General features: G+C 40.9%; 10 protein-coding genes. 3 read left to right on the top strand and 7 right to left on the bottom strand.

The window, feature by feature from the left end; genetic code table 11:
* Nucleotides 1-713 precede the first annotated feature (713 nt).
* The 3 genes from mtnN to NBX03_RS13500 are packed head-to-tail and all read left to right on the top strand — an operon-like array spanning nucleotide 714 to nucleotide 3,834.
* Complete coding sequence (gene mtnN, locus NBX03_RS13490) at nucleotides 714-1,412, top strand: 5'-methylthioadenosine/S-adenosylhomocysteine nucleosidase (protein WP_250228295.1); 699 nt, start codon at nucleotides 714-716, stop codon at nucleotides 1,410-1,412.
* A gap of 14 nt (nucleotides 1,413-1,426) precedes the next feature.
* Nucleotides 1,427-2,725, top strand: coding sequence for a CapA family protein (locus tag NBX03_RS13495; protein ID WP_250228296.1), 1,299 nt, complete (start codon nucleotides 1,427-1,429; stop codon nucleotides 2,723-2,725).
* 17 nt (nucleotides 2,726-2,742) lie between these two features.
* Complete coding sequence (locus NBX03_RS13500) at nucleotides 2,743-3,834, top strand: DmpA family aminopeptidase (RefSeq protein ID WP_250228297.1); 1,092 nt, start codon at nucleotides 2,743-2,745, stop codon at nucleotides 3,832-3,834.
* Between the two features lie 624 nt (nucleotides 3,835-4,458).
* On the opposite strand, the gene NBX03_RS13505 is transcribed toward NBX03_RS13500, so the two are convergent.
* From NBX03_RS13505 to NBX03_RS13535, 7 genes are all read right to left on the bottom strand, one after another.
* Nucleotides 4,459-5,430, bottom strand: a complete 972-nt coding sequence (locus tag NBX03_RS13505) for a carbohydrate kinase family protein (RefSeq protein WP_250228298.1) — start codon at nucleotides 5,428-5,430, stop codon at nucleotides 4,459-4,461.
* 272 nt (nucleotides 5,431-5,702) lie between these two features.
* Nucleotides 5,703-6,530, bottom strand: a complete 828-nt coding sequence (locus tag NBX03_RS13510; RefSeq protein ID WP_250228299.1) for an alpha/beta hydrolase — start codon at nucleotides 6,528-6,530, stop codon at nucleotides 5,703-5,705.
* Nucleotides 6,531-6,545: 15 nt separating this feature from the next.
* Nucleotides 6,546-7,361 (bottom strand): alpha/beta hydrolase, encoded by an 816-nt coding sequence (locus tag NBX03_RS13515; RefSeq protein WP_250228300.1) that lies wholly within the window; start codon nucleotides 7,359-7,361, stop codon nucleotides 6,546-6,548.
* Between the two features lie 120 nt (nucleotides 7,362-7,481).
* Nucleotides 7,482-8,510: a zinc-dependent alcohol dehydrogenase family protein gene (locus NBX03_RS13520; protein ID WP_250228301.1), complete on the bottom strand. Its 1,029-nt coding sequence runs from the start codon at nucleotides 8,508-8,510 to the stop codon at nucleotides 7,482-7,484.
* Nucleotides 8,511-8,529: 19 nt separating this feature from the next.
* Nucleotides 8,530-9,492, bottom strand: a complete 963-nt coding sequence (locus NBX03_RS13525) for an alpha/beta hydrolase (RefSeq protein ID WP_250228302.1) — start codon at nucleotides 9,490-9,492, stop codon at nucleotides 8,530-8,532.
* Nucleotides 9,492-10,505 (bottom strand): ABC transporter permease, encoded by a 1,014-nt coding sequence (locus NBX03_RS13530; protein ID WP_250228303.1) that lies wholly within the window; start codon nucleotides 10,503-10,505, stop codon nucleotides 9,492-9,494. The genes NBX03_RS13525 and NBX03_RS13530 overlap by 1 nt, the downstream gene beginning before the upstream one ends.
* A 203-nt stretch (nucleotides 10,506-10,708) precedes the next feature.
* Nucleotides 10,709-12,199 carry a sugar ABC transporter ATP-binding protein gene (locus tag NBX03_RS13535; RefSeq protein WP_250228304.1) on the bottom strand — a complete coding sequence of 497 codons (1,491 nt, stop codon included), beginning with the start codon at nucleotides 12,197-12,199 and terminating at the stop codon, nucleotides 10,709-10,711.
* Nucleotides 12,200-12,307: the final 108 nt, after the last annotated feature.

Genomic DNA, 12,307 nt, shown 5'->3' on the forward strand with positions numbered 1-12,307 from the left:
TAGATAAACATATCGGGAAAAGGATTTCTTCTTTTCCTATCCTATTTAAGTCAATTTAAGTTCATCCCGCTTGCAAAGGATTCATAAGGTTACACTTATATCCTTTGCAGGCGGGCCATATCCTTCATGTCTGAATATAATGGCTGTACTTATAAACATTCTATTACCGCATCTCTTTTACTTACTGACCTAATTTGATTTATGCCTATTCTTAGTGTATAAGCAAACTTGAAAAATGAAATACGCATAAGTTTCTAAATCTTTTTTACAGTAAATTTCGCTGAAGGATGTAATAAAAATCTATTTTTCATAAACAGCTTAAACATATAAAATCCCTATGTTTAAACCATTCAAAATATACGAATTTTATTACTGTTTCATTTGAAATTGACTATAAGTAAGCATTCTCTTATCGTTACCAAATCTAGTATAAAATCGGTAACAATAAAAAAGCAGGCTCTCCAAGGGCCTGCTCATTTCTTTTGCTGAGATTTAATAAGTATCGTAAATTTAAACCGTAGCAAAATCTGTATATTCAGATAAACCTAAAAATACCGTTTTTGAATGAAATCTGTGTTTTTGAGTCTGTCTGAATAGATTTTTGTTATTTCTCATAAGAAATTCACTATATAATCATGATTACAGCCCTTTTTTATTGCGTATCGTTTCCATAGCTGATAAACTAAAATTAAATTTAGTAAAAGGAGGAAATAATGAGTAAAATTGGAATAATAACTCCTGTCGGGCGGGAATTTGCCCCTTATCTAAAAATACTGAAAGAACCTATTCTGTCAAAAAAGTCTATGCTTGCCTTTACAGAGGGAAAAATAGAAAATGCCGATGTTGTTATGGTTCAATGCGGGGTTTGCAAGGTGAATGCCGCTATCGCTACCCAAATACTGATAGAGCAATATGGTGTTTCCTTCGTTATCGTATCCGGTACCGCAGGGGGCATGGACCGAAGGCTTGAAATCGGAGATACGGTGATTTCTACAGAAATCGTCTACCATGATGTAGTGCCTGAAATCATCATAGCAGGCCACCCCTGTATGCAGTCTGAATTTTTTTATGGAGATGAAAATATGCTCGGCCTTTGCCGTGAACTTATAAAGGAACAAGAATTTACACAAAATATCTTTTTCGGACGAATTGCCACAGGAGAAACTTTTATCGACAAAGAAGGCAGAGCTTCGATAAACGAAAGGTATAGTCCTCTCTGTGTCGATATGGAAACAGCCGCCATAGGCCATGTATGCTATGTAAATTCCGTACCCTTTATTGCAGTGCGGTCTATTTCCGATAATGAGGAAAAAAGCGGCGTAGATTCTTTTGAGCTTAACTGCGACAAAGCCGCCGAAAATTCCGCTGATATTGTACATAAGCTTATCATTAAATATACCGCAAAATACTAAAGGGGGGACATAGAATGAATCAGGAAACAAGCTTTATATTCACAGGGGATTCCTTCATTACAAGAAGGATTTCAGAAGAAGGGTACGAAGGCCTTGGAAAAATCTCAGAAATCATTAAAAATCATCAAGTACGATTTAATAATCTTGAGATAACTATCCATGAGAATGAAGGTTATCCCGAAGCTCAGTCAGGAGGAACATGGGCCATGGCAGACCCTTCCGTTCTGGACGATTTATGCAGATACGGCTTCAATTTATATAATACCGCCAATAATCATTCCTCTGATTACGGCCACGGAGGTCTTTTGGGAACCATCAGAAATTTAAAAGAAAGAAATCTTGTTTTTGCAGGGACCGGAGAAAACCTTGCCCTTGCTTCAAGGCCCTCTTATTTAGAGACGAAAAATGCAAGGGTCGCTTTAATAGCCGTCTGCTCTACCTTTCATCCTTCTGCGGCAGCGGGAAATCAAAGCCCTTCTCTTAAAGGCAGGCCGGGGCTTAATCCCTTAAGATATAAAACCTATTATACGCTAGAAGAAGATTATTTCAATACATTATGCGATATTGCCGAAAAAACCTATATCAATGCTTCGGCTTTAAAATCCATTAAAAACGGCTATGCCCCTCCTCTTTCTGAAGATGTTTTAAATTTCGGCGGGCTTAGTTTTATTCTTTCGGATAAAACCGGCGTTTCCACCTCTCCCGACCAATCGGACATGGAAAGAATCGGTTCTACAATATGCGAGGCAAGAAGGCAGGCGGATTATGTGATTATGAGCATTCACGCTCATGAGGATTTAAACGGAGAAACTGCCGTGCCTGCGGAATTTTTACAGTCTTTTTCAAGATTCTGTATTACAAAGGGCGCCGACGCTGTCATAGGCCATGGCCCTCATGAGCTTCGGGCCATAGAAATATATAAAGAAAAGCCCATTTTCTATAGTCTTGGCAATTTCATCTTCCAGACGGAAACCGTAGCATTTCAACCGGCAGACGCCTTTGAAAAGCAGTCCATGCCTATCGGCAGCACCGTGGGAGAATATATGGATAACAGAAGCAAAAACGGAACAAGAGGATATGCCGTAGACCCGAATATATGGCTTTCGGTAATGGCAGGCTTTACGGCAGCAGACGGCAAAATAAAACAAATAAAACTTTATCCCATCGATTTGCATATGAAATCTCCAAGAAGCCAAAGAGGCCTTCCCTCTATTGTAGACGGAAACCATATTCTCGAATATTTAAGCAAATTAAGCGCCCCCTTCGGCACCTCTATAGAAATCATAGATGGCATCGGTGTAATTAATCTTTAATATAAAGGAGAATTATCATGGGTTTAAAATGCGGTATGACAGTCAATATTTCAGACTGTCCTACAGGGAAAAATAATTTAATCACTGATGTTGCCGGGGTAAAAGTAGGCCATTGCACCTTAAAATCCGAAAAAATCAAAACAGGGGTAACGGCTATTATGCCTTCCGGGAATAATATTTTCAGAAACAAGCTTCCTGCCGCCGCTTACGTTATTAATGGCTTCGGCAAAAGCGCGGGTCTTGTGCAGATAGAAGAGCTGGGCACCTTGGAATCTCCTGTTATCCTTACCAATACCTTCGGCATCGGCACATCTATTAACGCTCTCGTGAAATATCTTTTAGAAAAGAATCCTGAAATCGGAGACACTACAGGAACCGTAAATCCCATTGCCATGGAATGCAATGACGGGGCCATAAATGACATTCGGGCCCTTGCAGTAGAAGAAAGCCATGTGTTTGAAGCCATGGAAAGTGCATCCGAACTATTTTCCGAAGGCCCCGTCGGCGCGGGAACAGGCATGCGCTGCTACGGCCTTAAAGGGGGCATCGGCTCTTCTTCAAGAATAATCAATATAGACGGGAAAACTTTTACCGTAGGAAGCCTCGTCCTTTCAAATTTCGGAGCAACAAAAGACCTTTCTATTTTCGGCATAAATATAGGAAAATACATCGCCGAAAGCACGAAAATTGCCGAAGAAAAGGAAAAAGGAAGCATCATCGTAGTTATCGCAACGGATATTCCTTTAAGCGACCGGCAGTTAAAGAGATTATGCAAACGAGCAACCGTAGGCATCAGCAGAACCGGCTCTTTCTGCGGAAACGGAAGCGGAGAAATTGCCCTTGCCTTTTCCACCGCCAATGCTGTAAGCCATTTTAATGACAGCCCTTTCAGCCCTTCCATAAGCTTCAATGATAATAATATAGATGATGTTTTCAGAGCCGTTGTTTCTTCCGTAGAGGAATCTGTTTTAAGTTCTCTCCTTCACGGAGAAAGCACTTTGCAAAGAGACAGAAAGCTTTGCCTTTCCCTTAAAGACAGCTTGAAATTTCTTGAAGAAGAAGGAACTTGCTATTACGCTAAATATCTTTTGGAAAAGCTGGGGTTATAAGCCTAAGAGATTTAACTCCTTAAATATTATTCAAATTTCATTTATACTTGAATTAACATGAAATAGCAGTGTTGTCAAATAGAACAGGAAAAAACGGACTAAATTAAAATGCCCTTTACCGCATTTTAAGTTTATAGTAAATTTAAAGTTAAATAGTAGCAAGGCCGTATATTCACACAGGCTCAAAAATGTACCGTTTCCGAAGGAAATCCGTGTTTTTGAGCCTGTGTGAATAGGTTTTTGCTACTTCTTTATATGAAATTTACTATACGGTATTTTGCGGAGCAAAAATTTTCATCACCCTTCTCTTATTTTATGCCCTTTTAGAACAAATATCTACTGCGGAATAAATGCAAATTGACTATATCATAAAAGGCAGTTTCTTCTGCCTTTTATTTTTATCCTCTCAACGCAAAAAAGACAGCTTACGGCAACTGTCTTTTTTGATATAGGAACAATTATAGTAAATTTATTATGAAGAAGCAGTGAAAACCTACTATTCCCAGCAGACTTAAAAATACGGCTTTACTGCTGTTTATAGCAAAACAATGAATTAGCGTAACAAAAATAGGTTTTTGTTCCTGCCTTAATTTTGTTTTGCTGTAATTTTAAATTTACCATAAGCTAATCGGAGGTTTTATCCTGTTTTTTAGAAGTCGTTTTCATACATTCTATTATTGCTTTCTCATCTTTAAGAGAAGGGATTGCACCAAAACCGGAAGCACAGCAGGCCCCTGCGGCATTGGCAAAATCACTTATGGCAGAAAGGGCTTCTGCAGTCAAATCTTCTATTTTGCAGTTGGCTTCTATTATTTTAGCAATCGCCGCCCCTAAAAATGAATCTCCTGAGCCTGTTGTGTCTACCACTTTTGTGTCATAGGTATAAAAATGCTCCTTTAAATTATCATGGCAGCATATACAGCCCTTAGGCCCCATGGTTACAAATACCAGAGAGGCACCCTTTTCTTTAAGCCATTCTGCCGCTTCCCATACGTCATCTTTGCCTGAAAGTAAAATCGCCTCATCATCTGAAACCTTAAGCACATCTACAAGGGGAAGGGCTTCTCTCAGGCATCTTAAGGCCTCCTCCTCACTTTCCCAAAGAGGTTTTCTGTAATTTGCGTCAAAGCTTATGGTAACACCCTTTTTCCCGGCATATGCAGCTGCCTTTAAAGCCGCCGACCGCATAGGCTCTTTCGTAAGAGACACTCCCGAAAAATGAAGCACTTGGCTTTTATCTATAAGTTCATAATTTATATCACTGGGGCTATACATCATATCGGCCCCGGGGCTTCTATAAAAGGTGAAGCTTCTGTCTCCGTCCTCCTTAATATGAACAAATGCAAGTGTCGTGGGAATGTCTTGATGACAAAGAAGGCCTTCCGTATTGATATTTACAGAATCCAATGTCGTTCTAAGGTACGCTCCAAACTGGTCCTTTCCTACCATTCCCATAAACGCCGTTTTCTGCCCCAGTATAGAAAGCTGTGCCAGAAAATTAGCGGCGCTTCCTCCGGGGTTGGCTAAAAATCCCCATTTTTCCTTATAAGGAGTAAAATCAATTAATACTTCACCTACTGCAACAATTAATGCCATAGTTTAACCTCATTCCTTCTGGGCATTTCTTTTTTTATTTCTTCCTTGACTATGATAAATTTAAAGTTACACCGTAACAAAACTATATATTGACACTTTCTAAAAATCTACTTTTTCCCAAAGGAAAACCGTATTTTAAGCAGTATAAAAAGCATAAGCTTAGGGCGTTACGGCTTAAATTGCCTTGCAAGTAAAGTTTTATTTCTTGCCAATAAGGTTTCGTTGCTTCTTTATGAGAAACTTGAATTTCAGTATCTATTCTTATGCTCTATTTATGAAACAAATTCCTCTCTGTCTGGAAGAAATTCTATAAACTTTCTAATAAACGGGTCCCAAAAGTCCCAGTCATGAACCCCAGGGCCTTCTTCATATTTTATAGGAAGCCCCAGCGCTTCAATATAGTTTCTAAATTCAATATTAGACTCATAAAGAAAATCTTCTCTTCCGCAGGCCATATAAAGCTCTGGGCATTGAAGCCCTTCATCCTTAAGATTTTTTGCGGCTATTCTCAGGCTGTCTTCTTCGGGAATAAAATATTCATTGTTTGCCCCGAATACACCTCTCAGCCATTTATCCCCGGGGACCTTTTTAGGAATGACTCCGCCCTCAAAGTTCTGATAGCCTTCGATAAATAAGCCTCCGGAAAGGCTTCCGGCGTAAGCATATTTGTCGGGATTTAAAAAAGCGGCTTTAAAGGCGCCGTAGCCCCCCATAGAAAGACCGGCGATGTATTTATTCTCCCTTTTTCCGGATATGGGAAAGAGGGATTCCATAACCTCCGGCAGCTCCTTCGTATAATAATTATAATAATTGCCGCCGAATCTTAAATTTTTATAGAAGCTATTGTCTACGCCGGGCATTACCACTGCGATTTTCTTTTTCTGGGCATATCGTTCAATGCCGGAAAACCTTGCCCAATCCGAATGGTCTGCCGTAAGGCCGTGAAGAAGATAAAGAACAGGATATTTCTCTTCTTCTTTGGGATAGCTGGTACTTGTTTCAAAGAAATAACCGCCCGAATCAGGAAGGGGCAAAACAATATTAACACATACGCTTCTAAAAAGCTCCTTTGAAAAGAACTTGCTTTCTATAACAGCCATTTTTATCCTCCTCCCCTAATCCACAAAGCCTTCTTTTAAAGGCAGGTAGTCAATGAACTTTCTGATAAAAGGGTCCCAGAAATCCCAATCATGAACGCCTTTTTCTTCGGAATAAGTAACATTAAGACCTAAGCCCATAAAATAATCTTTAAGGTCTTTGTTCGCTTCATAGAGAAAATCCTCTGTTCCGCAGGCCATGTATATCTCTGGAAGAGTTTTATCTTCTTCCTTAAGCTTCTTTGCTATATATCGTAAATTATCCTTTTCGTCATGATAATACTCGAAATTTTCCCCGTAGGCCCCTTCCTTCCACTTTCTCGTATTAATAGGGGAATTTACTTTATTTCCGTCTTTTGTGTCTCCCACGCCACCTGAAAGGCTTCCGACTGCGGCATAGTTTTCAGGGTTTCTTAAAGCCGCCTTTAGGGCGCCAAATCCCCCCATGGAAAGGCCGGCAATGAAATTGTTTTCTCTTTTTGCAGAAAGAGGAAGCAAAGCCCTCATGGTCTTTGGAAGTTCCTGGGTATAATAATTATAATAATTGCCGCCGTCATGGATATTGCAATAGCTGCTGTTATTGGCGCTTGGCATTATCACAGCAAGGTTTCTTTTCTGAGCATATCGTTCAATACCGGAAAACCTTGCCCAGTCTGAAAAATCCGCTGTAAATCCATGAAGAAGATAAAGCGTCTGATACTTTTCGCCCCTTTTCGGATAATAGGTCTTTGTGTCAAAGAAATAATCCCCTGATTCCGGCGTAGGCAGTATTGCATTGACGCTTACGCTTTGAAAAAGCTCATGGGAAAACAGTTTAAATTCAAATATAGCCATATGAAGCCTCCCTTCCAGCTGTACTTATTTATCTTTAAAACATATGCTTTTTGTCTTAAAGTTAAATAAGCTTTCCTTAATGCGAATCGTAAATTGGTTTATTCTTTTTAAGTTGATTTACTAAAACGTTATTACAATCTTTCCGTGTTTTCTGTATTCGTCGTTTTCAAATACTTCTACAGCATTATCGATAGGTATCGTATCTGTAATAACTGCATCCAGGTTGATTCGCCCTCCGGCAATCAAATCAATGACCCGCTGACTTACAAGGGGATTGATAAAGGAACCGGTAATATAAATCTCCTTTTTAAAAATCTGCTCTAAGGGCAGAAGGGTGATTTTGCTTTCGGGCGGCGTAAGGCCGAAAAGCATAACCGTAGCGCCGTTAGATGCGATATCTACAGCCATTTCCATGGTCTTTATTCTGCCGACGCATTCGATAACCGTATCAAGGGCTTCTATCCCTGCTTTTTTACAGGCCTCTTTAACATCCTCTTTTGTCGGGTCTATGGTAATATAGGCTCCAAGCTTTTCGGCTGTATTCCTTTTTTCTGCAATAGGCTCTATGGCAACAATTCTCGATGCCCCTGCGCATAAGGCAAGCTGCATCATCATTTGACCTATGGAACCAAGGCCGATTACCGCTACTGTATCTCCCGGACGGATATTAGACCTGTCTATCCCGTGAAGACAGCAGGCAAGAGGCTCTACCATTGCCCCGTGTAAATAAGAAATCGTATCTGGCAGCTTATAAAGGGCCTTTTCTTTCACCACGGCTTTTTCACTGAATCCTCCGTAAAGAGTTGTTCCGTAGCCTATCATGTTTTCGCAGAAATGAACCTGCCCTTTCAGGCAGCTTCTGCAATGGCCGCAGTACATATTGGGGTCTACGGTTACCTTGTCACCGATGTTAAAATTCTTTACATTCTTTCCCACAGCAGATACCTGACCGGAAAATTCATGGCCCATTACAAGGGGAAGAGAATTTTCAAATGCTCCTTTATCCCCGTGAAACATATGCAAATCCGTTCCGCATACACCGCAGGCCTTAACATCTACCACAACCTCGTCATCTTCCGGTTCTCTAATATCTATTTCCATAATTTCAAGCTTTTTAATATCCGTTAAAACCAATGCCTTTGCTTTCATACGAAGCATCTCCTTCCTGCTATAGACCGGCAAATCTGCAAATTTCATCAAGGGCCTCAAATGTTTTCTGGTAGGTCCTATTGATAAAGGCATGTATCATGCCCTGATAGAGCTTAAATTCCACCTTGTTTCCGCTGTCCTCAAGCTTTGCGGCATACATCAGAGCCTGGTCCAAAAGAGGGTCGCATTCGGCGGATATGAAAAGGGCTCTTGGAAGGTTTTCATGATTTTCAGCTAAGAGCGGAGAGGCATAAGGATTTTGCCTGTCTGCTAAATCAGAAAAATAATGATGGCACATGCCCTCGTCACTATTCATATTAAGGAAATAACCGCCGTTTCCGTATCGAAGCTCTGATTTTGACCTTTCCTTCATGATAAATGTAGTGGCGGGATAGATTAAAATCTGGCTGTCTATTTTAGGGCCCTTTGCATCTCTTGCTTTAAGGGCAACTGCCGCCGCTAAGTTTCCGCCGGCACTGTCTCCGCAAAGGCTTAATTTATCTAAGTCTGCATTTAAGAGCTCTTTGTTTTGAACTGTCCATAAAAGAGCTTCATAGCAGTCGTCAAAGCCTGCAGGGAATTTATTTTCCGGCGCAAGCCTGTAATCTACGGACACAACGGCAATTTTTCCGTATTTGGCAAAATATCTGGGTACATAATCATATACGTCCAGATTATTCATGGTCCAGCCGCCGCCATGGTAAAATACCATAACAGGGAAAGGACCCTCCCCTTCCGGGTGATAAAGTCTTAAAGGAATCAAAGCGCCGTTTCTTTCCATATGTATATTTGTTGTGGGTATTTTCATTATGGGCTCGTAAATATTGCATCTTTTAATAAGCTCCGTAAGCTCCGTAACCGTTTCAAGATTTGCCCTTGCCCGCCATATGCCGGCATTTTCAAGGTCTACCATCTGAGGCTCCGGAATATTTACCTCCGGCGACACCTCTGCGTATTCTGGTTCAAAATATTTTCTATACATTATTTCACCCCCGCAAGCTCTTTTTTATTACTATTGGATCCATTGCTGTCTTTATTGTCGGATACTGACTTTTTCTTAACTGCCATATGCTGATAGCTGTCTAATATAACAGCCCCTAAGAATATGCCGCCTCTTATAACCATCTGAGGGTATTCCCCTACGTTCATAAGGGTGAGCCCATTTGTAAGCATGGATATCAGAACAACACCGCAGCAGGCCTTAAAGACCTTTCCTTCGCCGCCCGCCATGCTGACCCCTCCGATTACAACCGCCGTAAGAACGTTCATTTCAACCTCGTTTCCTGCAAGGGGCTGGCCGGAGCCTACCCTGCCGTACATTACAAGGCCCGCAAGACCTGCCAAAGCGCCGCTTAAAGTATAAGCAAGGATTCTGATTTTATCCGTATTGATTCCTGAAAGCCTCGCGGCTTCGTCGTTGCTTCCTGAAGCGTAGAAATATCTTCCGAGATACGTTTTATTCAGCACAAAGGACACCACCGCTGCCACAATGAAGAAAATTATAACCGGTATGGGAATAGGGCCTAAATAGCCTTGGCCCAGTATTTTCGATGCCTCGGGGATTCCGTAAACAGGAAGACCGCCGCAGATAATATAGGCGATTCCCCCGATAATGGTTTTTACCGCCAAGCTTCCGATCATAGGGGATATTCTCGTTTTAACAATTGAAATCCCTGTAAGCCATCCAAGAAGTACAGACACAATTAAGGCAATAACCATGCCCCAAATCCAGTGCATGCCGTAATTGACGCATATAAGGGCTACAATAACCGTAACAATAGATACAATGGAGCCTACCGCAAGGTTTATGCCCCCTGCTATAATTACAAACATGGAACCCATGGCCGCAATGCCCAAAATAGAGGACTGCCTTAAAATAGTGATGATATTGCTGCTTTTTATAAAAGCGTTATTCCCCATGGTAAAGCCGATGCCTAAAAGTATTAAAACAAAAACTACAGAATATTCTTTTAAAATAGCGATTACCTTTTTCATCTGTCCCGTACTCCTTCTTAAAGAATGTGGATTCGACGGAATAAAAATCCCATTGAACTCATGATACTATTTCGTATAAATTTACAGAAAAAACACTGCCATGCATAACCTAAAGACGTGCTTAAGGTTTTATACCCATACCGTCAAAAGCCTGCCGGACTTTCCCTTGGTTTACCAAGGGCTTCGGCTTCATCAAGCTCACATTAAATGGAATTCTCGCCGGAAGCGAACTGTAAAACGCTCTCCTGAGAATACGCCTCTTTTTCCAATCGGGTCATAAATTTGCCTTCATAAAGAATCAGCATTCTGTCTGTAAGGCCCAGTATTTCTTCCATTTCAGAAGAAATTACGATGATACCGATGCCCGATTCCGCAAGGGTATTAATAAGCTTATAAATCTCCTGCTTTGCCCCTACGTCTATTCCTCTTGTCGGCTCATCGAGAATCAATATTTTAGAATCACTGGCAAGCCATTTCCCGAGAACCACCTTCTGCTGGTTTCCGCCTGAAAGATTTCCCACAAGCTGCTCTGCACTTGGGGTACGGATACTAAGCTCTTTAATTTCTTTATCTACGTAAAATTTTTCTTTTTTAATATTTACGATACTCATATTGGAGATACGCTTTAATATGGGTAACGTAATATTCTTACTAATAGGCATACGCAAAAGAACACCGTGATTTTTCCTGTCCTCCGCCACAAGGCCTATGCCGTAATTTACTGCGTCTCTGGGAGAGTTAATATGGGCTTTTTCGCCGTTTATATAGATTTCTCCTCCGGTTTTTTTATCGGCTCCGAATATGAGCCTTGCAAGCTCTGTCCTTCCTGCCCCTACAAGGCCTGCAAAACCTAATATTTCTCCTTCTTTTAGGGAAAAGGATATGGGCGCTACATCATCGCTTTGAAGGTTTTTAACCTCAAGGAGGGTTTTGCCATATTTTTTATTTCTCGCGGGAAAGGTATCCTTAAGCTCACGGCCTACCATGTAATATATCAGGTCGGATTTGCTTAATTCATTTGTATCTTTTGTTATGATTACCTCTCCGTCGCGCATTACCGTTACCCTGTCGGAAATCCTGTAAAGCTCGTCAAGGCGGTGGGATATGTATATGATGGAAACCCCTCTTGATTTAAGGTCCTTAATGATATCCATGAGAATATCAACTTCGTCGTCTGTAAGGGGCGCCGTGGGCTCGTCCATAATAATAAGCTTCGCGTTTTTAGCTATGGCTTTTCCTATTTCCACAAGCTGCTTATAAGCTACCGTAAGGTTTCTTACAAGTTCCTTAGGATTAATATTCAGATGAAAATTATTTAAAATCTCCTGCGTATTTTTATAAAGGGCATGATGGTCCATAATAAACCCCTGATTGACCTTCTGACCCATAAATATATTTTCTGCAACGTTAAGCGCAGGGGCCAGTGTAAATTCCTGATAAATGGCGGCAATCCCAACCTCCTGAGAAAGGGCCGGGGTCATAGACTGATAGCTTACCCCTTCAAAAATCATCTCACCCTCATCCGGCTTTATGGCTCCCGTAACCGCTTTTATTAATGTGGATTTCCCTGCTCCGTTTTCTCCTATGAGCGCGTGGACCTCACCTCTTCTTACATTAAAAGAAACGTTATTAAGCGCGACTACGCCGGGATATCTTTTTGTTATCCCTTTAATTGTTAAAATATCTGAGTTCATATTCCTCACCGCCCTGAATTCTTTTTGTTTCTAAAGCAATTCTTCAATAAATAAATTAAATTTATTTACGCAAAGGCTTCCTGCCCTTTCTGTATTATTTCCTCTAAA

The sequence above is a fragment of the Anaeropeptidivorans aminofermentans genome (assembly GCF_940670685.1).
GTDB classification, from domain to species: Bacteria; Bacillota; Clostridia; order Lachnospirales; family UBA5962; genus Anaeropeptidivorans; species Anaeropeptidivorans aminofermentans.